Origin of the sequence: Paenibacillus konkukensis (genome assembly GCF_023523925.1) — a bacterium.
GTDB lineage: Bacteria > Bacillota > Bacilli > Paenibacillales > NBRC-103111 > Paenibacillus_S > Paenibacillus_S doosanensis.
In genome coordinates, this window is record NZ_CP027059.1 from 3,398,915 (window position 1) to 3,422,801 (window position 23,887).

The following is a 23,887-nucleotide window of genomic DNA, read 5'->3' on the forward strand; positions in this document are numbered from 1 at the left end:
TGGAACGGCGCAATCGGCGCTTTTGGCGAAGGATTTTCCCCGTCGATCGCGGCCCGCCTTGATTAAAGGCGAACGCTGCGCTTCTCCAGCTAGCTCTCGCTGGCTCCATCTGCCGGTTCACCACGCTTGCAGATTTCTCCTACAAGGTGCCTTGCCGAATTCGTATTACAGCTTGATCAGCCCTTCGCGGGTGACGGTCAGCTTCTCGAAGCCGGTATCCGTAATCGCATAGCTGTTCTCGATCCCGACGACGCCACGCTGCGGAAACGTAAACTTCGGCTCAATGGCGACGACCATGCCCGGCTGCAGCGGGTAGCTGAAGCCTTTGGCCAACACCGGCAGCTCATCGATTTCGAGGCCGATGCCATGACCGAGAAACTTCACCTGATCGGCGCCGTAGCCCATATAATGGTCGCTCAGGCCTGCTTCATGAGCCATAAGCAGCGAATGCATGTACAGCTTCTCGCAGACGGTTCCCGGCTTCAGCATCTCCTCCACGCTGCGAATAATGCGCTCCGACGTGTCGTACGCCTGAGCCAAATCCTCAGGCAGCGAGCCGATAACGGCCGTACGCGTCTGGTCGATGACGTAGCCGTCGATGCAGCAGCCGACATCGAGCAGGATCGGCTCGCCCGACTGAATGACCCGGCGGCTCGCGCTCTGCGGGCTTGCCGCGCTAAGCCCTTGGCCTCCCGCGGGGCCGTCGAAGTACGAGGGCATCGCGGCGGCCTCCCCGGCCCCCACCATACCGGTGATCACCTCCTGGTTGTAGCCGCGCATACGCATCAAGCCGATATGGCCTTGCCGGCGGATAAACAGCTCGAAGCCGCTGATCAGCTCCAGCTCGGTCATTCCCGCCCGCAGCATGCCGAAAGCCTCTTGAAACGCCAAATCGATCACTCTCGCCGACTCCCGTATGAGAGCCAGCTCCGCCGCCGATTTGATCATCCGCAGCTCGCGGATCACCGTCGAGCCGTCGGCCCATTCCACGTCAGGCAGAACGGCTTCGAGACGCTGCAGCTGCTGCACGGGGAGCACGTCGAACTCGGCGGCGACCCGCAGCTTGCGGGAGCCGGCCTGCCTGAACAACGGCGCGAATACTTCAGCGAGACGCTGCCCGAAGGCGCGAAACGAACCGAGCGGCTCTACAGCGACCGCAGATTCGTCCTGTGCCCTTACCACACTGCGCCGCACGAAAAATACGGCTTCCCCTCCGCTTGGCACGAATAAATACCCGGTTTGCATCGATCCGGTAAAATAATACAAATCGACATTTTGCGTAATCATACAGCCGTCAAGCGCTTGCTGCCGCAGCCGCTCCTGCAGGCGCTCTATGCGCTTCGCATATTCCTTCATCTGTATCTCCTCCTAAATATTTGATCGCCGGCCTCTTGCAAAATGTACGCTCTTCGCAGGCCGACCGCTTCTTGTCAATACAGCGGCCGGGCAGCATGGGAGCAAGAGCCCCCGCGCGCTTCCGGCAGCTTCCGCTATGTATGGAACTTCACCTGATACTGCTAGAGTACTTCATCTTTCTCCCGCTTTCAACCCGTTAACCGGTGCATGCCCAAAAGCCCCGAAACGCGCACAAACGCGGATTTCGAGGCTAGTTAACTTCTATCTATATACCTATTTTCCTTCCTCTACTGCTCCTTTAAATGGAACGCATGCTGCAGACGCTGCAGAACGACTACGGCCTCGGCGCGCGTCGCCGTTTGCAGCGACAAGCTCCCGGCATCCTGCTCCCCGTCGAGGAGCCCTGCCGCCACCGCCTGCTCCCATTGCTTGTCCGCGTCGTCTTCTACGCCTTGCGGATCAAGCGACCGCAGCGCAAGCCGGATCATTTCCGACCGCTGCAGCTCCTGATCCAGCGCATCCGCCGAAAAGTCGCCGCCGATAATCCCGACATCGAGCAGCGATTTCAAATAAGCGTCCCTCTCGCTTACATCCGCAGCGTCCGCCGCCGGAGGAATATGCAGCCCGTGCGACAGCATGACGACGAACTCCCCACGGCTCACCGTTTGATCGGGGCGAAATGTGCCGTCGGCATAGCCCGATACGATTCCTTCGGCCACAGCCTCCTTCACAGGCTCTTCCGCCCAATGCCCTTCCAAATCGTGGAATGGTGCGTCTTCAGCGGCGACAGCGGTGGAATGCCCTGGTGCGAATAGGCTGAACGGTAAGCTTACGAGCGCCAGCACATACGCCGTGCGCTTAAGAATGACGATGGATGCGGCTGCGAACATAAGCTTGAATTTATTGCGTTGTCTTCGTAAGGACATGACAATCCCCTCTTTCTTTATTATGAATTAGCGTCATTCCGCTTCGTATGCCTTCATCGTCCGGCTGCTTTCGCGCCGGTCCTTGGAGGTTACGGTTACGTAAAGCTTGCCTCCGTCAGGCTTCAACTCCAGACGGTCCAGCGTAACGACGGTGGAGCCTTCCGCTACGACAGCGTCAGCCTGCTGGCCCAGCGCCGTCTGCATAGGCGTGCTCGACAGAGCGTCATCATAGAGACGAACCCGGTCTCCCGCTTTAAGCCCTGTGACGGTCACCTCGTCTCTGCCGCCGGCCTCCGTGTTATTGTCGACTTGTATATAGCTCGCCGCAATAGGCAGCGTCAGCGGCTCGGCCGGATAAATCTTGGGCGTGCGCGGGCTCTCTTCTCCGTCTGCCCGCGTCACCGTCACATATACGATCCCGTAACCGGTGCCGGGCAAAGTCGTCTTCACTTCAGCCGTTACGGCACCGCTGCCGACCGAGGCTTTGCCGATCGGTTCCGCGGCCGCCTCTTCCGCATACACCTTCACCATATCGCCCGGCTTAAGCCCGGTCACGGTCACCGTATCGTCCGGCCCGGCAATATTGCGGATTTGAATATCGGCCCTGTCGGCGGGAACGCTCGACTGCTCCGCGGCATAAGCTTTCACCGTTCGGCTGCTCTCTCCCTTGGATGGGGAAGTTAGCGTAATATAGACGTATCCCGCGCCTTTGCCGAGCTGAGCGATTTTAATCACGGCTCTGGACGAATCCGCGCCCACTGTTGTCGTAGCTATCGAAGTCGTTGCCGTTTCGCTGGAATAAACCTTAACGACGTCACCGGCGGACAGCCCGATCAATTCAATATGATCCTGAGTCCCTTCCTGCTCGTTCGTCACCGTGATCATGCCCGGATTGATCGGCGGCGTCTTGGGTTCCTCTCGATACCGCTTGGATACGCGGACGCTTTCCCGCAGCGGAGGCGTCGTCACCGAGACATAGATACTGTCGTCCCCGCCTGACGACGGCAGAGAGGCGGAGATCGTCACTTCGCTCTGCCCGGATGCCGCCGTCGCCTGCGCGAAAGGTGCGGCCGCCTTGTCGGAGGCGTACAGCTTGACGGTATCACCGGGCTTGATGCCGGAAACGGTGACGCGGTCGTTAGCGCCGCCCAGCTCGTTGACGATGCGGATTTGCTCCAGCCGCAGCTTCTCCGTTACCGGTTCGGCCTCATACGCCTTTTCCGTAGCCCGGCTCTCCCTTCGTCCCGGTTCCGTTACCGCAACGTAGAGCACTCCCGCCTCAGCCCCCAGAGAGCCTACCGAGACGACCGTTCCGTCCGTCGTCGACGCCGCCACCGTATTCGAGCCGAGCAGCTTCGTTTTGGAGGAATCGGCATAAATTCTGACGACGTCGCCTACCGCTAATCCCCTTACCGTCACCTCGTCCGACGAGGTTCCCGAACGGTTCGTGACGCGAATCGACGTAGCCGCCGGCGAAGCGGACAATGGCTCTTCCGCATACGATTTGACGATCCGCTTGCTCTCCGAATAAGACGGCTGGGTTACCGTCACATACACATGGCCGCTTTCTACGCCGAGCTGCCCGATCGTTACTACCGCGCTGGTCGAGCCGCTGCCGACCGTAGCGCTGCCGAGCGGCGAAGCCGCCCCCGCATCGCGGTACACTTTGACCATATCTCCCGGCGACAGACCGTTCACAGTAACCGAATCGCTGGTCCCGGTAACGCGGTTGTCTACACGGATCAAGCTCGGCGCCGGAGGCACAGAGGCCGCAGCCCATGCCGTGCCGTCGGGAATTTGCAATAATATAGCTCCTCCTATAAGCAAAGGGATCAGCTTGCCCTTGCCCCTTAATTGAAATTTCGCTGACACTCCGTTTCCCACCTCCATCAATTTCGGACGAACCGTCCGCAGCCGCTTTAATCAAGCGGATATTCATAAATAACGGTTTTGTACACATCGCCTTCATAGGAAAAACCGTTCGTTCTCGGCAGCTTGACTTTAACCTTGAAGATGACGGCCGGTCCCTTCAACGTTTTGGATATGCGCTGGTCCGTTCGGACATAGTTATAAGGAAATGTGACCTCCGGCATATCGTCGTCCACGTAATCCTCGAATACGATGACGGGCGCCGCTTGAAGCAGCGTCCGGGCGTAAGGAGTTCCATCCTCGTTCAACTGAAGATTGGCCTTCAAGCCGGCTTCGAACGCCTTTCTCGCAAGTCCCCGTTCAAACACGATTTGCCCTTCTGCAAGCCTGGATTTGACTACCTGCAAAGCGGCATCGTGCGCTCCGTGATTAAGGGCGAATTTTAAGCGGTTATGCGTCGTGCTTGTCACAAACCGGTCGGCTTGAAATCCGGTTGTGTATAAGAACATCAAGATGACGAACATGAGCAGCAGCGCGCGGTTCATAAGCCGTCACCTGACCAGCGCTTCGCTCATCTGCTTGGCATAACGCACGATTTCCGGAGGATCGCGGTCGACGCTTCCGAACATGCTGCGGAACAGCCACCTCGGCGTGCTTTTCACAGATAGCTTGCCTTCAATGTATTCGCCTCTCGGCGTAAGCGCCGTCGTCCCGCTGAAGCGGATATCCGATTCATCCAGCAGAAACGTATGCACCAGCGTCCCTCGCATCTCATCGATAATTTCGGGCGTGAATCGCCCGTTATCGGCATTGGACGCTTTTTGAATCGCACTGTCGAGCACCATCTCCACCGCATTGGCCCTCGTCGAGTAAATATCGTGAAGAATGGGCTGAAACAGCAGCAGCATAAGGATGTACACCGTCAGCATCTCCACCAATGCGGCCTTCATGCCGTTAGAGAAGGGGGCCGCAGCGTATCCGCTCCGCTCTTCGGACCTTGATCCGGGTCCGCCGGCGTTATTTGATAATGATACGATGTCGGGACGTTCGTATTATTGAACAGATCGTCCATTTGTGTTTTCTTCTCTTTGATGGAGCCCCATAAAGCGACAAAAATAAAAATGCCGATCGCAGCCAGCGTCGCCGCAATTAATAAAAATTTCTCCAAAGCCGGTTTCATAAATAGATCGCTCCTTGTTGGTCAAATGATAATATTACGCTCCGAAATGATTGGTGCTGCGCGCCAAATCGGTGACATATTGCTGGGCTATGTTCAGCGCGTTCCATAAGTAAATAAGCAGCGGGCTAAAGGCGGCGGCATAGGCCAAATTGCCGAAAAACTTGCGCTGTCTGCGCCGGTTCTCCCTAAGCATCTGCGTATAGCTCTCCTCCCGCGTATCCACCATGGCGGCGATGTCCTCCGGAGGCGTCAGCTCCAGATCGGCGAGCAGCTTGCACAGCTCCTTCGCTTCCCGCGTTCCTATATCTTCAGCGATCGTCTGCAGCGCAGCGTGCGCTCCGTCATCGAACATCCGCAGCCCTTTGTTCAGGGAAGGCTTGATTCTCACCGTATAATCGCGCAGCTTCGTCAAGAGCGTGTGCAGGTTCAGCTTGCGCTTGCCGCTGCCTTTCAGCTCGTCGGCAATCATGCTGTAGATCATGAAGAGCTCTCTGTTCTTCTCCCCTTCGTCGATTTCTTTCCATTTGCCGAGAAAATAGGTCAGCAGCGAAGCTTTCGTATTCGTTGCAAGCAGCAGCACGACAGGTCCCCACAGCTTGAGCAGCAGGCTCGTCCACGTGAAGCGATCCCAATGAAACGAAGCGTCGTACAGCGTATTTAACGTCCAGACGAGCGCCGTCCCGTAGCGCAGCGATTGAATTCTCCACGCATTCATCCGAAACGGATAACCGGTCTGCTCAAGCTGCCGTTCGAGTTCCGGGTGATGAAGCCACGCTCTGAGCCGCATATATTGAAGCCTTGTCATCCGCTTCAGCGAAATCGGCGCGCGCAGCTTGCGGTGCACCAAATACGCGGCGTAAACGTAAATCAAACAAACGGCCAGCCCAAGCAGCGCTCCCGCCAGCACATACAGCTTCCGCTGCAGCTCCATGATTCGCTCCCCTTCCCGTCAGATGCTAATAATCGTTTGGGGGCCTGCGGAACCAGACGGCCAGCAGCAGAGAGCCCCCTATAAAACAAAGCGTTACCGTAAACCAAAATCGTCCCTGCTCCGTCCCCAGCTGATAATGCATCGTGCTGTTATAACCCATGAAGACAATCATAATGACGATGAGCAGCGGAAATAAAATGACATGCAGCCAGCTAAGCTGCAGCACTTCGGTGCTCGAATCCCCTTCGTCGCGCAGCATGTCGATTTGTTTATGAATGTTTTTGTCGATAGCGTTCAGCGTGCTTTCGACATTTTCTCCGCGCAGCAATCCCTTCAGCACCGTTAAGCCGAGCTGCTTGGCAAAGGAGGTGTGAATGCTGTAAATAAATTCCTCCACCGCCTTCTCAAGCTCCTGCGAATCTACGTAATTCAGCTCCTCTCTAATCCAGTTCATAAAATGCCGGCGGATCGGCGCCGAAGCGATCTCCGGGCTGGCAAGCTGCAGGGCGGCGCGCATATTGCCGCGGCTCACCTTGTATTTACTGGACAGTATGCCGACCGCTTCCGCCAGGTCGTATCCGCCTTGAATTTGCATGTTCCTCAGCTTGATCCGGTAATAAGCGGCCGGCGCGGTCAAGATAAGGAGCCCGAGAAAAAGGCTGAACCTAATATCGTAAGTAATGAAATAAATGACGATGCACGCAGATAAAGACGTAGACACATTCATTAGGACGAATTTCTGTACGGTCGATTCGTTGAACTTCTCCCCTTGCGTCGCTTTGAGCAGAAGCTCCAGCTGACGGCGCAGCCGCAGCCATATCACGGTGATCCAACGCTGCTCATCCCGCTGCTTACGCTGCTGCAGCAGCTTCATATCCGCCCGGTGGCGGCGCTCGGTTCGAAGCAGCAAGCCCAGATTGCGCAGCAGCGGTTGAAGCAGCTTGTAAAGACCGAACGTGAACAGCCATGCGGATAAACAAAGATACGCTACGTTAAAGACCGGATAAGTCGCCATGAAGCGCTCCTCCTTCTCGATTCGGCCGTTTATCCGCGGCCGCATAAGCTGCGCCGTCGTAAGCCTGCTCACCCGCTAACGGTATACCGCACGCCCCGCTCATCCGTTCCAGGGAATTGCTGATGCGGTGAAGCGGATCGGCTTCGGCCGGATTGTAGACGACGACTCCTTCGTCCGGAGACATCGGCGCCGCCGAAGCGAGACGCCGAAGCGCCTGCTCGGTCCGTTCGGCCCATTCGGGGCTAACCTCCCGCATTTCCTTGCGTAGCCGCTCGCTCATATCGTAACGATACGTCCACGTATCGGTCCGCTCGTCCCAGCGCATCAGCTCATGCGTGCTGATCTCGCGGGTAAACCGATCATACCGCAGCTCCATCACGCTTTTGATTCGTTTGCGAATACGTCCCGGGTCCTGAGTTTGTACGATCAAAATGTCGATGTTTTCGGCGACACGCTTCTCTTCCTCCTCGAATCGGACGCCGGGGTTCAAGCTGCACAGCAGCCTGGCGAACTGCGACGGAACCGTCTCCGGCTTCCACGTGTGAAAGGTGCTGCCGAAGCCTTTGAGCAGCCGCTCGCAGGCAAGCATCGCCCCTTCGGCCTCAACCCTGCGCACCTCGCCGATGATCGCGTAATCGACGTCGAAGCGCAGCACCTGATCCATGGCGTGATGGAACGTATTTTCGTGCGTCACGCGTTCGATCAGCTTCTTTTCCGGAAAATCGCGGCTGGCCGCCAGCTCGTAATGCTTCTCAATGATCGCCCCCGTATAATCATTTTCCCGTTCGGCCAGCAGCGCCTTCAGCGTCGTCGATTTCCCCGTACCGGGAGGACCGACGATCAAAGCGTTGCAATGCGTTTTGGACAAGCCTTTGAGCAGGACGGCCGCTTCGGGAGGAATCGTGCGTCTTCGCTCGTCCGCCAAATCGTCGACGGTCACCCGTCCGATCAGAAACCGGCGAAACGTGATGACGTCGTGACGCACATCGGGCTTGACCGTGAGCGTCACCCGCTCCCCGGTATACAAGTCGACCTCCAGCGTCGTATGGTACAGATTGACGATGGCGTCCTCCTTTTGCCGGGTCAAGGCGCGTATAATTTTATCCACTTCCCGGGTCGAAGCGAATTGGAACGGCATCCGCCGGTGACGTCCGCCGGTATGAATCCAGATGGAGGTGCCGATAATTTGGGCGGCATAGCTGTCGGGATACTTTTGCCAGCACGCGAGCGCCTTGAAGCCGTATATTTCGTGAAACATAGCATGCGTAATATCCGAATAGCACTGCTGCTCCTCCCGCGCGTAGGCGCGTAGTCCGGCGTAATACTCCGGCAGTTCGACCTGATAAAGCCCCTGCTGATCGACATACGATTGGATCTGCTCCATAATGGCCGTTACCGTCTCCGGGACGCCGATAATCGCTTTATTCTCCAGCTCTACGAACGCCTGCGCCTCGTCGCTTCCCGCTCCTTCAGACTGCGTGCGTTCGGAAGCCCCTCGCTGCACGGCCCCGGCGAACCGTTCGCCGACAAGCTCCTTGTACGCTTTGCATGCCTGATCGAACGAAAGCTTGCCGCCCTTGGACGCCGGCGGATCGGAAGGCGGCTCGGCCTTCTCAGGGACAACAGGCTCGGGATTCCCCTCTCTATGAAAATAGCCGATATGAAACCGCTGTTGACGCTGGGCTTCCATCCCGTCAAGCCTCCCTGACCGGTTTCATCCAGCGCAGCCAGCCGCTCTTGGCCGGCTTCATAGCGTGAACGGACGCGCTTTCTTTCGCAGGCGAAACCACCGGCAGATCATAGTACTGCAATATCGCTTTGCAAACTTTGTTCAGCTCCTTATCGTATTCGGGCCAAGCCTGACTCAGCAGGCTCCGGTCCGATTCGCTGCGGCCGAAAGCATCGATATAAGGCAAGCTGCCGACATAAGGCATGTTCAGCTGGCGGGACAGCTGCTTCTCGTTCTCCATTTCAGGCGAATGGATCATCTTGTTGAAAAGAAGCATCGGCTGCCGCTGCTCCATATGGAAGATAGGCTGCAAAATATGCTCGCACATGCGCCGCCATTGCTCTTTCGCTTGACGGCTTTGTCCCATCTGAACCAGGATAAGATCCGCCGTATGAATGCTTTGCGCCGACAACGCATGGTCCGGGTAGCTGCCCGCGTCGAGCAGCACGATGTCGAAACATTCCCGCGCCTTGTCGATCAGCCAGGCGATGCCTTCAGTATGATAATAGTACAGCTTCTTCAAATCTCGGTTGCCCGCCAGGTAATAAACGCCGGGTGCGAGCTCCAGCATTTTCTCCTTCAGCTCGCCGGCTTGCAGCTGTTTGCCCTGCAGATTGCCCCATAATTCATCCAAATATTTGCCGGTATACGCAAGCCCGCTGTCGCCCGGGTTCCAGCCGTTCAAGCCAAGGATGCCTACACGGATGCCGGCCAGCTTGGCCAGCGCGATTCCGGTCCGCAGCAGGCTGGAAGTAAGCCCGAGCTGCGGGAGCGCGCCTACTAGCGCAATCACCTTGCTCGCCGACTGGTTCCTTGTAAAACATATCGCTGAAATTTCATCGGCCACCTGTTCCGTCGTCCGGTAAGGCGGCACATAATCCATCTCATGAGCGGCGCACAGACTCTGCATCGCCCGCATCGCATGGGCGTCTCCGTCGTTGCTCAACAAGTAAACGAACTTTCCGGCCGGATAGAGCGAGCGCAGAGCTACCGCTTCATAAATATCCAGCAGCCCGTCGCTGACGATCCATACGTCCGAAGCCGACATCGCCGAGTCGACCGGAGCCGGTACCATAATCGAAATGTCGTCCGTATAAGCTTCGATGCCGATATCGGCCGAAAGCCCGGCGGCATTCCGCCTCCCCGGCTGCTCTTGTCTTCCTTCCAGCTCCGCCAGCAGCACAGAAATCATTTCTTTCGATACAGGCAAAACGGCGCCGTATTCCCCGGTTTGCCTCAAAGCTTCCAACAACCTTCTGTCTGCGGAAACGACATATGCGTTCACCTTGATCTTCCTCCTTCATGACGGAAGGCTTTTGCCCCCTCCGCTGCTCTCGCTTGCTTCGTTTGCTTTTCCAAGCTTTTAGTGGTAAATAATTAAAAATTTATATCCCTGCATCCCATATTTGCGGATCAGCTCTTTTTGTTGTTCAGTGACAATCACTTCTACGGTATTTACGACCCCCGTCGTTTTCTTACGGTCCTCGGAGGAAGAAATTTCCTGGTTATTCGTTCCTTTGGCGAAGCTGACGACCATATCCGTGAGCCGCTGTTCTTCTTCGAACGGAATTTGCAGCTGCTCCATCTTCTCCCGGGTCATCTCCTCGCCCGATTTCTCTTCGGCTTTCTTCGCTTCTTCCTTCGGGATCAGCAGCAGGGAGATCCGATCGCCGCGAAGCAGGCTGCCGGGCGGCTTGCCGAACGTCCATTCCGCCGGAAGCGGCATATTCCACTCTCCGGGCCCCGGCAGCAGATGAGCGGTATTAAGCATAGCGTCCGTAATTTGCTCGTTGGGGCGGATTTCTCTAACCGTTTCCTGATGAAGAACCGCAGACAGCCGGCTTGCCGCCCCGCTGACAAGCAGCTCCTTCTTCACCTTCACGACCTTAAGATCGGCCTCGGACAAGCGGGCCCCGCGGTCGATGCCGCGCGCCGCCTGTACAACGTCTACGGTGCCCCAGCGCGGCTCTACGCCCCATTTCCAGCCTATCAAGAGCGCCGGCCCCGATAAACAAAGCCCGATCACCAGCACATAATACAAGCATTTATACCAAAAATTCATCGTGGCCCCTTCCCCCGTGTCATCCGTTTTTCCAAAGCTGAAGCAGCGTGCGAAGCGTGCCTCCGCCTATGCCGACCCGTTCGCCCGAGCCGCCGCCTTCCGCTGCCCCTTGCTGCAGCCAGCCGCGCAGCCAAGGCTGCAGAGCTCGGCCTAATTGCTGCTGGACGCCGGGAAGGTCGTGCACCAGTTGGCCGAACCAGTTGGCTTCCGCTACCTTGACGAAGTCGATCGCGGGCAGCAGACATGCCGGCCGCTCCGGAAGTACCTGCAGCCATTGCGAGGTATGGCCGGACGAGACGGCTTTATTGGCTAAGCCGTATACCCGCTTGCCCGCCTGCCTGAACATGCTCAGCAGCTCCAGTCGGTTTCGCACTGCAGGCAGATCCAGTTTATGAATCAGCGGGTCCACGACGTAGATAATGTCCTGGGCCTTGCCCAGCAGCTCGCGGACATCGGGGCGGTCCCACTCCGCGCCGATATCGACCAGCAGCAGCGGCGGCAGCTCCCGCTGAAGCAGCAGGCTCAGCCAGCGGCCGGCCGGCGCGTCGTCACGGGCCGCCGCCGGAGCGCGGGCGCGCTCGGCCGCGGCTGGCGCGGACGGCAGCCACAGCGTGCAGCCGTCCGCCCAGAGCGGCTCCGCCTGCCGCCGCTGCGCCGGGTCGGCCCCCGCTGCGTTGTAGCAGCGATAGCCCGCCGGCGCGTGCTTCTCGCCGAACAGCAGCGCGTACAGCTCCGCCTGCTGCGTCGGCGCCTCCGCCGCCGCGTGCGGCACGCCGAGCGCGTGCAGCGCGCGGGCCAGCGCCAGCGCGGCGAACGTCGCGCCGGCCCCGCCGTACAGCGCGCCTACGGCGACCAGCCGCGGCGGCTGCGCCGGGCGGGCGCTTCGGCCGCCCGCGGCATCGCTTGGGCGCCCGCCTTGCTCCGCCAGAGCGCGCTGCAGCGCGAGGCGCACTTCCGCCGCGTTCTGACAGCGCGCGTCCGGTTCCGACTGCAGCAGCTTCTCCACGAGCCCGGCGAGGCTCTCGGAGATGCCCGCGTCGTGCTCGCGCAAATCGCTGCAGGCGGCATGCCCGTATCGGCCGCCGCTGAGTAAAAAATACATGAGCGCCCCGAGCCCGTACCAATCGGTGCGCTCGTCCGTCTGACGCCCCTCGAACTGTTCCGGGGCGGCGAAGCCGACCGTGCCGATAGGCAACGTATCGGCCGATTGCCCGGGCTTGTAGTTGCGCGCAATGCCGAAATCGATCAGCCGCAGCCGCTCCTGTACGTCGATCATCAGATTAGCCGGCTTCAGATCGCGATAAATGATCGGCTCCGGCTTTTGCGAGTGCAAATACTCGAACAGCTCGCATAGTTGCAGCGCATAATCGATCACTTGATCGCTCGTCATGCGCCGCCCCTGCCGTTCAAATCGTTTCAGCAGCGTTTCCCCTTCGATATAATCCATCACAAGATAGCTGAAGCCGCCCTGCTCTTCCAGATAATAATCGACAATATCGGGAAGATTCGGATGATTGAGCCGGATCAGCATCTGCGCTTCCTCCAGCCCCGCGCCGACTTGCTCAGGATCGAGCCTTGATTCCTTAACCGCCCTCCGTTTGCCGGGCAGGCGCATATCTTCGGCCAAATACACCGTGCTCATGCCTCCTCGGCCGATTACGGCCGAAATCCGGTATCTGCCGCCAAGCACATCGCCTTCCTGCAAGCCTTCCCGATGGCGCATGACGAGTCACCTCCGTATTAGCGGAAACATCCCTTGATGAACGACGCAGCGCTGTCGCGCTTCCCGGCCTCATCAAGCGCAAGTCATCCTGCTGTTCCGCTTGCTTCGTCTTCTTGTTCATCATGATTTAAGCAACTACCTAAACAACAAAAGAACCGCCCCTGCCATGCCTAAGCATGGTAGAGGCGGTTCTTCCGCTCATGTTTACCAAATGTTGACTATAAATTACCACAAATTTCTTGAAAATGCAATAGCATTCGCGTTATACGCCTTCGATCATGATTTTCACCGGATCGCCCTGACGGATCATGCCTTCGCGTTCGACCGAGCAGACAATGCCCCGCATGCGGTAAGCCGCTTTAACGAAGGCCGTCTTGATCCCCGGAATGCCCTCCGCTTCGGCGATAGCTTGACCGGCATCGGTGCAGGGGGCATTTTCCCCTTCGCAGATCAGCCCCGCGCCGTCCGGAAACAGCAGTCTCGCTCCTTGCGGCAGCGACGTAAGCTCCTCGTAACCGCTCAATAGTATATTGGCGCCAAGCCATTCCGGCAGCAGTTCCGCAATGCCGAGCTTGGCCGCAACCCGGGCGCATTCTTCAACCGATACGATACTGATTTGCCTTCGGTTCGCCACCATCGTGCCGCGGGGATAGAACCGCTGTCTGGAATCGGCCGGACGGAGCAAGCCGTAATGCCGGTCGCCGGGAATTCCCGCCAGCTCGACATCCAGACCGGCCTCGCGCCGGGTTATGAAACTGCCCGGGACGCGGGCGATCAATACCGCTTCCGCGGTCGCTTCATACATTTTCACATCGATCAACTCCTCGTATTTATCATATCAATTTTACTCCCTGACTGGAATTGTCACGTGGTAAATAATTGGAAACCGGTTTACGGCTAATTTTATTTTGTGCGGGAAAACTATGGTACACTTTCATATTTACAAATGCAATAGGAGGCCATAGCGATATGCGAAGTCGTAACATCAAGGTGCTGGCGCTCACGAGCTGCATTCTTCTGCTGGGGTTCAGCACTACCTTGGCGGCAGCGCCGAGCAAGGGACGTCCCTACTACGAAAAGCGGGGAGAAGTCGTGTGGGAAGTGCCAACAGAAGAACAAGTCATTGCGCTGACCTTCGATGACGGCCCCGATCCGGAGGATACGCCGATCATCCTGGATTTGCTGAAGCAATACGGCGTCAAGGCCACTTTCTTTATTATCGGAAACAAGGCGGAAATGTACCCCGATTTGGTGAAACGAGAAGCGGATGAAGGCCATGAATTAGCGAATCATACCTACAAGCACTTGTATTTCAACAAGCGGGTCACCGAACGCCGGTTTAAAGAAGAACTCAGCAAAACCCAGGACGCCATCTTCAAGGCAAGCGGCCATAAGCCGCATCTGTTCCGTCCTCCGGGAGGCTACTACAATGAAACGCTCGTGCGGATCGCCAGAAAAGAGGGCTTTACGGTAGTAATGTGGTCATGGCATCAAAACACGATGGACTGGAACACGCCGGGCATAAACAAGATTACTTCCACCGTGCTGGACAACGCGCGCAACGGCGATATTGTTTTATTCCATGATTATGTGGAAGGAAAGACACAAACGATTGCGGCGCTCAAAAAAATATTGCCCGAGCTGAAAAACAGAGGATACCGTTTCGTCACGATATCCGAGCTGTTGACTTACAGCAAAATAAGCCCGGTCAAGCAGGAAAACGGCACTCCGTGAGCATATGCATCCGCAACCCGAACAAATAAAGAAGGAGCAGCCCTTATTAAAGGGACTGCTCCTGCTATTGTCTTATTTCGTTTTCAAATCCTCAATCGAATCGATGTCCATATAGGAAGGAACGACGAGCCCGATTTTCGTGCCGTTCAAGTTCGGACCGAGATCCTCGAATTTGCCTTTGTATTTCTCGTAATAATCTTTATGCGTCGTCGGCAGCCACGCGGCTACGATCGCATCGGCGTCTCCGTTCGACACGCCGGCCCACATCGGACCCGCTTCGACTTGCAGCATATCGACTTTATAGCCGAGCTTCGTTTCGAGCACATTTTTCACGACATTGGTGCTGGCAATTTCGGAATCCCAGGCAACGTAGGCAAGCTTCAATTTTTTCCCGTCAGCCTTAGGAATATCCTTGGACCATTCGTCGACTTTGGCCGCATTGTCCTTCACCCATTCGGCCGCCGCTTCTTCCGGCTTCTTCCCGTCCTGAATGGCAACCATCACTTTGGCCATATCTTCCGGGGTCCATTCGAATTTATCCAGCAGCGCGTAGGCGGAAGGCTCGTCTTGCTTCAGCCCGTTGCGGACGACAGTGTGAATCTGCTCATCTCCGCCGTAGACGTTCTTCGGGTCCTTCAAATATTTCAAGTCATATTTGCCGAACATCCAGTGAGGCGTCCAGCCGGTAATGATGATGGGCTTTTTATCTTTGTACGCTTTATCCAGCGCAGCCGTCATCGCCGCTCCGGAGCCTTCGACCAGCTTCCAGTCCTTCAGATCGTAATCCTTAAGCGCCTGATCCGTCGATTTCATAATGCCCGCGCCCGGGTCGATCCCGATGATCTCATGCTTGACTTGATCCCCGATCGTCTGCGTCGCTTCCGTTCCGGCTCCTCCCGATTGTTTGGCGCACCCCGTTACAATTACGAGCGCGGAAAGTCCCGCAAACAGAAACGATTTCATCAACTTATTCATTCGACTACCCTCTCCTTTTTCTTTTTACTAAATGCTGTGTCATCCTATCCAGAAAAATTGCCAAGATAACGATCGCCAGTCCCGCTTCAAAGCCTTGGCCGGTTTTGATTTGGGTAACGGCCCGGTACACGTCGGCCCCGATCCCCTGAGCCCCGATCATGGAGGCAATGACGACCATCGATAACGCAAGCATCAGCGTCTGATTGACCCCCGCCATGATGGAAGGCACCGCCAGCGGCAGCTGGACCTTGAACAACTTCTGTCCCGACGTCGATCCGAAAGCGTCCGACGCTTCCACCAAATCCTGCGGCACCTGCCGGATGCCGAGATTCGTCAAGCGAATCGTCGGCGGAACGGCGAAAATTACCGACGCGATAACGCCGGGTACGACGCCCAACCCGAAAAATGTGACGGCCGGAATCAAATACACGAAAGCCGGCATCGTCTGCATAAAGTCGAGAATCGGCGTCAATATGCTTTGCACGCGCTGGCTGCTGGCGCACCATATGCCAAGCGGAATGCCGAGCACAACCGAAATCAGCGCCGAGGTAAGCACAAGCGCAAGCGTATCCATCGTATGGTCCCAGTACCCGAGGTTATCGATTAAATACAAGCCGATGACTGTAAATAAAGCGAGCGGCAGACGGGCGAACCAATACGCAATCGCTCCGAGGATGATGATAAACAGAAGCGAAGGCACCAGATGAAGCACATCGGAAATTCCGTTTACAACGCCTTCGATAACCGCCGCTACGGGATCAAAGAAAAACGATAAGTGCGTTTCCAGCGCGTCTACACCGTGCTCCACCCATTCATCAAGAGGTAACTTCGGTATCGCCATGCTCTGTCACCTCCTTGGTCAGCAGTTGCCCTGCCAGCGCCCCAAGTACGGCGCCGCGCACAATGACGCCGACGATGCGGCCGCTGTCGTTTACTACGGCGACGGGGTATTTGGACGTGCCGCAAATTTCAAACAGCTCGTTCAGCAGCACATCCGGAGATACGGTCGGCACCTCGCGGATCAAAATATCGTCCAGCTTACGGCCTTCTTTCATTGCTTCGGAAGCGTCATAAGCCGTTATAACGCCCAACAGATGCTTCGAGCGGTCGACCACGAACAAGTTGGAAATCCCGCTTTCTCTCATCAGCTGCAGCGCTACCCGCGGCCCGCGATCCAAACCGATCGTTTCCGGACGGCGCATGACATGGGAGGCGGTAAGCACCTTGGACAGATCGACATCCTCGACGAACCGTTCCACGTATTCATTGGCCGGGTTGATCATAATTTCTTCCGGAGTCCCGATCTGTACGACCGCTCCGTCCTTCATAAGCGCGATCCGGTCTCCGATTCGCAGAGCCTCGTCCAGGTCATGCGTAATGAAGACGATCGTCTTCTTCATTTTCTCCTGCAGCTCCAGCAGCTCATCCTGCATATCCTTACGGATCAACGGGTCCAGCGCACTGAAGGCTTCGTCCATAAACAAAATATCCGGATCGTTGGCAAGCGCTCTGGCAAGTCCGACCCGCTGCTGCATACCGCCGCTTAACTGTTCGGGATAGCTGTTTTCCCAGCCTTTGAGACCGACCAGCTCCAGCGCTTCGGCTGCTTTCGGTTCCCTTTCCGCTTTGGCAACCCCCTGAACTTCGAGACCATATTCCGCATTTTGCAAAACGGTTCGATGCGGAAATAGGGCAAACTTTTGAAAAACCATACTGATTTGTTCGCGTCTCACCCGGCGCAGCTGTTCATGATTCATCTTGACGATATCTTTGCCGTGAACCTCCACCGTACCGGACGTAGGTTCGATCAGGCGGTTTAATAACCGGACTAATGTCGACTTTCCGCTTCCGGACAGTCCCATAATGACAAAAATTTCTCCGGGCTCGATAGAAAAACTAACCTTGTTAACCCCTACCGTGTGCTTCGTTTCTTTATATATTTTCTCTTTAGACCAGCCTTTGGATAGAAGCTCCACGGCGCTTTCGGGGTTTGGGCCAAACACCTTGGTAAGATCCTTTACTTCGATAATGGCCAAGGCTATCACCTCTTTTCATTGCTATTCGGCTACCAGCTCTCTCATACAAGTGTAAAGAACACATTCTAAGGAGTCAACAGTTTTTTTAGTTCATAACGTACGTACAGAAAAAACTGTACAATGTTTTAGTGGAGAATGCTCCGTTATGCTTTCATATCGACCCCCATCCATTGCTTTACATTCTGCAGTTTGTTTCTTACAATAAATCGTGAGTTCTGATAATGATGAAACAAGCATCTGAGTCTAGGACACCGACAGAGGAGTGGGTGCAGTATGAACGGGCTCGAAGGGCTTACGCCCGAGCAGGAGTTAGCAATTCAAAAGGCGCGCAAGCGGATCATCGAATCGATCGGTAAAAATATGGACTTGTATGGAATTACTCTGTCTCACGGACTCTTATACGGTTTAATGTTTTTCCAAAACGGACCGATGACGCTTGATGATATGGGCCAAGCCATGGAAATGAGCAAGACAAGCATGAGCACGGGAATCCGTACTTTGCTGGATATGAAGATGGTCAATCAAGTATGGGAAAAAGGATCGCGGAAAGACTTTTATGAGGTGGAATCGGACTGGTATCAAACCTTTGCCGATTTTTTCGGGATCAAGTGGCGCAAAGCGCTGGAAATCAATCTGCAGTCGCTGCGCAAATCGCTGGTCGAGCTGCAGGCATTAGCGGAACGGTTTCCGGAAGACGCGCAGCTGCAAGCCTGCTTGGAGATTGACATTACGAAAATTAAAGAAGCTATTGCATACTATAAATGGTTAGGCAAGCTCATCGATTCGCTGGAATCGGGCGAAATTTATCAGTTTATCCCCAAGGAACCTCCCGACAGCAAATAACGGCCAACTCATGACACGTCCCGAGGCAAGATCATTTTCGAAGCAATACAAAAAGCCGAGTGATGGATTCCATCACCCGGCTTTTTGCGTTGAACCGGCGAGGGCGATTGACGCCTGCCTGGTTGCATATTGCCGCTCCCTTGTAAACGGTCATTCGAAGCCTTCCGCTCCAAGCGCCCGCAGTACAAACTTACTGGCGTATTCCGCGGTCTGTTCGGCTGTGGCCTCTTGCTCGGAACACAGCGGCTGGAACACCGCGAATTTTTTCAAAGAAAATGCGGTGCTGACGATAAAAAGCAGCGTATGATCGAGCGATTCGTAGTGAAAGAGCCCCTGGCGCTTCCCGTTCTCCAACAGCTCTTTCATTTTAAGCCAAATCGGGAAGGTCAGTTCCTTGATGTGCAGGGCTCTCTGCGAATTTGAAGCGAATTCCTGCTGAATGATCGCCGCGAGCTCCATGTCGTTTATGCAGAACCAGACAACCTCCTTGATCAGCAGACGCAGTCCGCTTACCGGCTCTCTCAGCCGTTCCTCCAGCTCGTGCAAGCGGTGCCCTACGAAAAAATAATCGAATACGGCGTGAAACACTTTTTCCTTCCCGCCAAAATAATACGAAACAAGCGCTACATTCGCTCCGGCCTCTTCGCAGATTTGCCGGACGCTGGTGCCGTCGAAGCCTTGCTTCGAGAACAGTTTTTTAGCCGAAAGCAAAATGCGTATTTTCATTTCCGAATCCGCCTGTGCCATGTGCCTCTCCCTTACCCAAACCATTGTTGAACGAAATCCTAGATAACCGCTTCTTTCTTTATATTATGAAACTTTCTTTGTCGAATCGCAAGCGGATCGCGGCACGGCGGGAAATCCTGGACATGGGGCGATATTTTTCGGGGAAAACGGAAAGAATCCTATGTAACTCCTCCTACGTACAGGTGCACCGAAGCTGTGAAGCCACCCCGCGAAAGGCTCCCTACCCTCACCCGTTAAAGTAAGGAGCCTTCCCATCATGGCAGCAGTCCCGCGCTATCGCCGCAGGAGTCTACTGTGTCATTTGCAGGTGCCGCGCAAGATGATCACGAGCAGGATGTACAGTACGAGTATGGTGCCAACCGGTGTGGCCCATCCGCCCCCTGTTTGGCAGCAATGACCATGATGGTGTTTTTTCGGCTCGTAAATGTTGATTTCCTCGTAGGTGGCGTGCAGGTTGATCGGAGCGGCTTGCATTGGGTAGTTCATCGGCGGCATTGGCATTTGCATAGCAGGCGAAGTCATTGGCATTGACGGCATTGGCATTGGCATAGGTTTGAATTTATCCATGTGAGACACCTCCGTTAATGTAGGGCGTGTTCCTATCGAACACATCAACAGTCTATGGAGATTTACCCATTACGAACACGGTATTCACCCATATGCGCAAAATTGGACGTTAGCCCGGCAAAAAACCAGTACAAATGCAGTTTCGTACAAGCAACTTTTGGGAACGCAGTGCGTCAAAGTAATTGATAAATATTTCCACTAGCGAGGGATAGTTATTTTGTCCTTAGGAGGGAAGCTTAATGAACAACACTCAGCAGGATTCGCAGCAGCGCATGGCCGCCGAGCAGGAAGCCGATTATACAAACCCGCAGCCTAGCGGCGGACATCATAAAAAAACGGATCTCGGTTCCGTGCCTTCTCCTATCCGTTATTTCGGGTATTTCTTCTTTACTTCCGCCACTGTGATGCTGGTGATCGGCATCGTGATCCAATGGTTTAAATAATTTTCGGTTTAGTAAGCGCTGTCAAGCCAATAAGCCTTAGCCCTCCAACCCCCGGACTAAGGCTGCTCTTCAGCGCTGTGCCGGATCACCCTTTCACGGAGCCGACCAAAGCGCCTTTGGCGAAATATTTTTGCAGAAACGGATATACGATGAGAATTGGAATGGTCGAAACCATAATGACAGCCATTTTGATCGTTTGCTCCGGCGGCTTGACGAAATCGTCCCCGAAGCTGGAAGTATCGGCGCTGAACGCGCTCGCAACGATAACGATTTGACGAAGCAGCACCTGGATCGGCCACTTGTTCGCATCGTTCAAATACATAATGGCGTTGAAGTACGTGTTCCAGTAATTGACCGCGTAAAATAGCGAGATGGTCGCGATAGCCGGCAGCGAGAGCGGAATAACGATGCGCAGCAAAATGCCAAAGTCGTTGCATCCGTCGATTTTCGCCGACTCTTCGATCCCCTCGGGCAAATTCATAAAGAAGCTGCGCATAATAATCAGGTTGAACGCATTGACGGCCGTAGGCAAAATCAGCGCCCAATACGAATCGACCAGGCCCAGCTCCTTGACCACCAGAAACGTCGGGATTAGCCCTCCGTTAAACAGCATCGTGAAGACGACCAGGAACATCAGCACGCGGCGGCCGTCCATATCCCGGCGCGTTAAACCGTACGCCATAAGGCAGGTAAGAATCATGCTGACCAGCGTTCCAACCAGCGTCACGCCGATAGATACGCCGAGTGCTTTGTAAATCGCATTGGTGGACAAAATATATTGATACGCTTTGATGGTGAATTCCGTCGGAATCAAAACGAACGGTTTCCGCGCCATCTCCTCTTCCGTCGTGAAGGAAGCCATGACGACGTGCAGAAACGGGAGGAAGGTGATGAGCCCAATGACGGCCAGCAGAACGACGTTGCCGAGGTCGAACATTCTGCCGCCGAGCGTCTTATCTTTTACCATGGGAAGATATCTCCTTTTCTTCTGTTCTTAATAGATGCCTTCCTCGCCGAATTTCTTGGCCAGTTTGTTGGACATGATGACCAGGAACAAGCCCACGAACGATTTAAAGAAGCCTACCGCCGTACTGAAGCTGAATTGTCCTTGCTTCAAGCCGACCGTGTACACGTAAGTGTCCAAAATTTCCGCTATGGGACGGTTCATGGAATTGAGCAGCAAGTATACATGCTCGAAGCTGAGATCGAGAACGTTGCCTATTCTAAGAATGAGCAGGACGACAATAACACTGCGGATCGACGGCAGCGTAATATGCCAAATTTGCCTGAACCGTCCGGCTCCGTCCATTCTTGCCGCTTCGTACAGCTGCGGATCGATGGAGGCGATGGCAGCCAAATAGACAATCGTTCCCCAGCCCGCTTCCCTCCATACGACCTGGGCGATATACATCGGATGAAACCAGGCCGAATCGAGCAGGAAATTGACCTTCGACAAGCCAAAGTAGACGAGCAGCTCGTTAATGATCCCCCCGTCCATCGTCAGCATTACGTAAGAGATCGAGACGATAATAACCCATGACAAAAAATGCGGCACGTACACGATCGTCTGAACGAGCCGCTTGAAAAATTCACTGGCTACCTCATTGAGCATAACCGCCAAAATGATCGGGACCGGAAAATAGAAAACGATATTGTAGAGAAACAGCACCAGCGTATTGCGGAAAATGTTCCAAAACTCGCTATCGGTAAACAGCTTTTCGAAATGTTTAAGCCCGACCCAGTCGCTTCCCGTAATTCCTTTGTAGGGCATATAATCCTGGAATGAAATAATCAAGCCGTACATAGGCAAATATTTGAAAATCAGGAAATAAACCAAGCCTGGAACAACCATCATATACATATAGCGGTTGCGGATGAGCCTCTTGACCAGGTCGCTGTTCGTTTTGGCGGACTCCACCGCTTTAGGCCGAGCGGCAATATTGCTCATAGATTATGCCTTCCTCTCTTTCCTTAAAATCTGCGGATTCTTGCGATGGCTTATAATAGAGAAAGACTCCCGAACCTTCAAGGAGCCTTTCTCTTGCTGCCGTTTACTTGCCGCCGCTTGCTTTGTAAGATGCGTTATATTCTTCCATGATTTTGGCTCCGCCTTCATCCTGCCATTTCTTCACAGCCGCTTGGAAGCCGGCTTCGTCGATATTGCCCAGCATGAATTTGTACGTAGCGTCTTTAATGATATCCTGCAGCCTTGCGCCTTTTTCGTTAAACGTTTTGGAATCGAGCGGCACGGTAGGATCTTGCAGCGCGAATTTGACTGCGTCGTTGGACAGATTGACCGCTTTTTCTTGCGCTTTCAGCGTATATTGAGTCGGCAAAATGTTCGTCGTATCGGCCAAAGCTACCGTCAAATAAGGCTTCTGTTCTTTTTCCTTCAGCTTCTCGTCTGTGCCCGGCTGCACCTTGCCGTCAACCAGCGTGTAGTGAGAGCCTTCTACGCCGTATTTCAAGAGATTAGCGATTTCAGGGCTGAAGAATTTGTCAAAGAACGCCAAAATTTGTTTCAATTCTTGCTCCGATTTCACGGACGATTTCGGGAATACGACGAGCGTACCGAAGCCTGGAATGCCCCAAGTGGTCGGTTTGCTGTTGAATTCGCTCGTAAATTGGTTCAAGACGTCATACTGAGCTTCTTTCACGTTTTTCGACGTTTTATCCTGAATGGTCAATACGTCCTGCATGGAGCCGATATATACGCCCGCTCTGCCCGTGTACATCATGTTTTGCTGATCCGTTTTACTTGTAACCGGGAAGTCTTGGTTGATCAGACCTTCGTCGCGCAGCTTCTTGATGAATTTCATCGTGTCCATGTACCCTTTGGTCATGAATTCAGGCACCAGCTTGCCGTCGGCAACGCCCCAGCCGTTCGGAGTGTTGAAGTAGGAAGACAGCGTCTTGAAGGAGCCGTAGATCAGATCGTTGCGGTCGGCAAGGCCCAGCGTTTTACCGCCTCCGGCCAAATCCGCTTCTTTAAACTTTTTCATCATATTGTACAGATCGTCCACGGTTTTCGGCTCGGGCAGACCCAGCTTATCCGCCCAGTCTTTGCGGTAAATGACGCCTTGACGGGCAATCGGTCTTTCTTGGTACAAAGAATAAATTTTTCCTTCGACCGCTGTGTTTTTCAAAACGTCCGGGTTCAGCTTGCTCAGGTTCGGATAATCTTTCAGATAAGGCCCGATTTCCCAGAACTGTCCGTTCTTGATCGCATCGCGCAGCAGCACGAAAGAGGATTGGTTTTTCAAATAAGCCGCTTGCGGCAGCGAGCCCGTTGCAAAGGCCGCTTGGAATTTCTCATCGTAAGAACCGTCGGGAACCCATTGGAACTCGAGCTGGGTGTTCGTTTTCTCTTCCAGTATTTTCTCGATCCTATCCGAAGGAACTTCCGGCGTGCTCAAGTTCGCCATAATCGTCAGCTTGAGCGGCCCTTCGGTTTTAGCGGCTCCAGCGTCTTTGCCGGCCGTCTGGGCGGCTCCGCCGTTATCCGTTTTGCTGCCGCCGCATCCTGCTAAAATAGCCGTTGCCGCCAATACGGCCGCGCAGGCCATACTCGTTCTTTTCACGTACTTTGGATTCATGTTCAAATGCATTCGACCTCCGATTTATTTGTTTATGTTTTTTGTTTCTGGAGCTATCATATACCGCGAAACCGATTACAACTACAATCATTGACTCACAAGCATCGCCGAAGCCCGCTAGAATCAAGGCTTTATCCCTATCCCCCGACTAAGGT

General features: G+C 54.8%; 24 protein-coding genes. 3 read left to right on the forward strand and 21 right to left on the reverse strand.

What is annotated here, in order from left to right; all coding sequences use genetic code 11:
• Positions 1 to 165 precede the first annotated feature (165 nt).
• From SK3146_RS14545 to SK3146_RS14605, 13 genes are all read right to left on the reverse strand, one after another.
• Entirely contained in the window at positions 166 to 1,356 is a 1,191-nt protein-coding gene (locus SK3146_RS14545; protein WP_249865704.1) for a M24 family metallopeptidase, read from the reverse strand.
• Positions 1,357 to 1,643: 287 nt separating this feature from the next.
• Positions 1,644 to 2,282, reverse strand: a complete 639-nt coding sequence (locus SK3146_RS14550; RefSeq protein WP_249865705.1) for an S-layer homology domain-containing protein — start codon at positions 2,280 to 2,282, stop codon at positions 1,644 to 1,646.
• Positions 2,283 to 2,315: 33 nt separating this feature from the next.
• Entirely contained in the window at positions 2,316 to 4,154 is a 1,839-nt protein-coding gene (locus tag SK3146_RS14555) for a hypothetical protein (RefSeq protein WP_249865706.1), read from the reverse strand.
• A 47-nt stretch (positions 4,155 to 4,201) separates the two neighbouring features.
• Entirely contained in the window at positions 4,202 to 4,696 is a 495-nt protein-coding gene (locus SK3146_RS14560) for a hypothetical protein (protein WP_249865707.1), read from the reverse strand.
• Between the two features lie 6 nt (positions 4,697 to 4,702).
• The gene (locus SK3146_RS14565) at positions 4,703 to 5,101 is read right to left on the reverse strand and encodes a hypothetical protein (protein WP_249865708.1); all 399 of its coding nucleotides are present in this window, start codon (positions 5,099 to 5,101) and stop codon (positions 4,703 to 4,705) included.
• Positions 5,098 to 5,331 carry a hypothetical protein gene (locus SK3146_RS14570; RefSeq protein ID WP_249865709.1) on the reverse strand — a complete coding sequence of 78 codons (234 nt, stop codon included), beginning with the start codon at positions 5,329 to 5,331 and terminating at the stop codon, positions 5,098 to 5,100. The genes SK3146_RS14565 and SK3146_RS14570 overlap by 4 nt, the downstream gene beginning before the upstream one ends.
• A gap of 34 nt (positions 5,332 to 5,365) precedes the next feature.
• Positions 5,366 to 6,262: a hypothetical protein gene (locus SK3146_RS14575; protein ID WP_249865710.1), complete on the reverse strand. Its 897-nt coding sequence runs from the start codon at positions 6,260 to 6,262 to the stop codon at positions 5,366 to 5,368.
• Positions 6,263 to 6,287: 25 nt separating this feature from the next.
• Entirely contained in the window at positions 6,288 to 7,277 is a 990-nt protein-coding gene (locus SK3146_RS14580; RefSeq protein ID WP_249865711.1) for a hypothetical protein, read from the reverse strand.
• Positions 7,255 to 8,967 (reverse strand): ATPase, T2SS/T4P/T4SS family, encoded by a 1,713-nt coding sequence (locus SK3146_RS14585; protein ID WP_249865712.1) that lies wholly within the window; start codon positions 8,965 to 8,967, stop codon positions 7,255 to 7,257. Before SK3146_RS14585 ends, SK3146_RS14580 begins: the two co-directional genes overlap by 23 nt.
• Positions 8,968 to 8,971: 4 nt before the next feature.
• Positions 8,972 to 10,291 carry a P-loop NTPase family protein gene (locus SK3146_RS14590; protein WP_249865713.1) on the reverse strand — a complete coding sequence of 440 codons (1,320 nt, stop codon included), beginning with the start codon at positions 10,289 to 10,291 and terminating at the stop codon, positions 8,972 to 8,974.
• Between the two features lie 78 nt (positions 10,292 to 10,369).
• Complete coding sequence (locus SK3146_RS14595) at positions 10,370 to 11,068, reverse strand: SAF domain-containing protein (protein ID WP_249865714.1); 699 nt, start codon at positions 11,066 to 11,068, stop codon at positions 10,370 to 10,372.
• Positions 11,069 to 11,087: 19 nt separating this feature from the next.
• Complete coding sequence (locus SK3146_RS14600; protein WP_249865715.1) at positions 11,088 to 12,791, reverse strand: serine/threonine protein kinase; 1,704 nt, start codon at positions 12,789 to 12,791, stop codon at positions 11,088 to 11,090.
• A 262-nt stretch (positions 12,792 to 13,053) separates the two neighbouring features.
• Entirely contained in the window at positions 13,054 to 13,596 is a 543-nt protein-coding gene (locus SK3146_RS14605; protein ID WP_249866300.1) for an MOSC domain-containing protein, read from the reverse strand.
• 164 nt (positions 13,597 to 13,760) lie between these two features.
• On the opposite strand from SK3146_RS14605, the gene SK3146_RS14610 reads away from it, so the two are divergent.
• The gene (locus SK3146_RS14610; protein WP_249865716.1) at positions 13,761 to 14,525 is read left to right on the forward strand and encodes a polysaccharide deacetylase family protein; all 765 of its coding nucleotides are present in this window, start codon (positions 13,761 to 13,763) and stop codon (positions 14,523 to 14,525) included.
• Between the two features lie 72 nt (positions 14,526 to 14,597).
• Here the strand turns inward: SK3146_RS14610 and SK3146_RS14615 are convergent, their stop codons facing one another.
• The 3 genes from SK3146_RS14615 to SK3146_RS14625 are packed head-to-tail and all read right to left on the reverse strand — an operon-like array spanning position 14,598 to position 17,536.
• On the reverse strand, positions 14,598 to 15,500 hold the full coding sequence (locus SK3146_RS14615; protein ID WP_249865717.1) for a glycine betaine ABC transporter substrate-binding protein: 903 nt from the start codon (positions 15,498 to 15,500) through the stop codon (positions 14,598 to 14,600).
• 4 nt (positions 15,501 to 15,504) lie between these two features.
• A complete protein-coding gene (locus tag SK3146_RS14620; RefSeq protein WP_375295582.1) occupies positions 15,505 to 16,335 on the reverse strand; it encodes an ABC transporter permease in 831 nt (276 codons plus the stop codon).
• Complete coding sequence (locus SK3146_RS14625; protein ID WP_249865719.1) at positions 16,316 to 17,536, reverse strand: quaternary amine ABC transporter ATP-binding protein; 1,221 nt, start codon at positions 17,534 to 17,536, stop codon at positions 16,316 to 16,318. Before SK3146_RS14625 ends, SK3146_RS14620 begins: the two co-directional genes overlap by 20 nt.
• Before the next feature lie 273 nt (positions 17,537 to 17,809).
• Between SK3146_RS14625 and SK3146_RS14630 the strand changes: the two genes are divergently transcribed.
• Positions 17,810 to 18,379 (forward strand): GbsR/MarR family transcriptional regulator, encoded by a 570-nt coding sequence (locus tag SK3146_RS14630; RefSeq protein ID WP_249865720.1) that lies wholly within the window; start codon positions 17,810 to 17,812, stop codon positions 18,377 to 18,379.
• 150 nt (positions 18,380 to 18,529) lie between these two features.
• Here SK3146_RS14630 and SK3146_RS14635 read toward each other — a convergent pair whose 3' ends face one another.
• The gene (locus SK3146_RS14635; RefSeq protein WP_249865721.1) at positions 18,530 to 19,105 is read right to left on the reverse strand and encodes a TetR family transcriptional regulator; all 576 of its coding nucleotides are present in this window, start codon (positions 19,103 to 19,105) and stop codon (positions 18,530 to 18,532) included.
• Between the two features lie 318 nt (positions 19,106 to 19,423).
• Positions 19,424 to 19,693, reverse strand: coding sequence for a hypothetical protein (locus SK3146_RS14640; RefSeq protein ID WP_249865722.1), 270 nt, complete (start codon positions 19,691 to 19,693; stop codon positions 19,424 to 19,426).
• A gap of 239 nt (positions 19,694 to 19,932) precedes the next feature.
• Between SK3146_RS14640 and SK3146_RS14645 the strand changes: the two genes are divergently transcribed.
• Positions 19,933 to 20,136 (forward strand): hypothetical protein, encoded by a 204-nt coding sequence (locus SK3146_RS14645; RefSeq protein ID WP_249865723.1) that lies wholly within the window; start codon positions 19,933 to 19,935, stop codon positions 20,134 to 20,136.
• An 85-nt stretch (positions 20,137 to 20,221) separates the two neighbouring features.
• Here the strand turns inward: SK3146_RS14645 and SK3146_RS14650 are convergent, their stop codons facing one another.
• From SK3146_RS14650 to SK3146_RS14660, 3 genes are all read right to left on the reverse strand, one after another.
• Positions 20,222 to 21,103, reverse strand: a complete 882-nt coding sequence (locus SK3146_RS14650) for a carbohydrate ABC transporter permease (protein WP_249865724.1) — start codon at positions 21,101 to 21,103, stop codon at positions 20,222 to 20,224.
• Positions 21,104 to 21,130: 27 nt separating this feature from the next.
• Positions 21,131 to 22,084 (reverse strand): ABC transporter permease, encoded by a 954-nt coding sequence (locus tag SK3146_RS14655; RefSeq protein ID WP_249865725.1) that lies wholly within the window; start codon positions 22,082 to 22,084, stop codon positions 21,131 to 21,133.
• Positions 22,085 to 22,187: 103 nt separating this feature from the next.
• On the reverse strand, positions 22,188 to 23,732 hold the full coding sequence (locus tag SK3146_RS14660) for an extracellular solute-binding protein (RefSeq protein ID WP_249866301.1): 1,545 nt from the start codon (positions 23,730 to 23,732) through the stop codon (positions 22,188 to 22,190).
• Between the last annotated feature and the right edge of the window lie 155 nt (positions 23,733 to 23,887).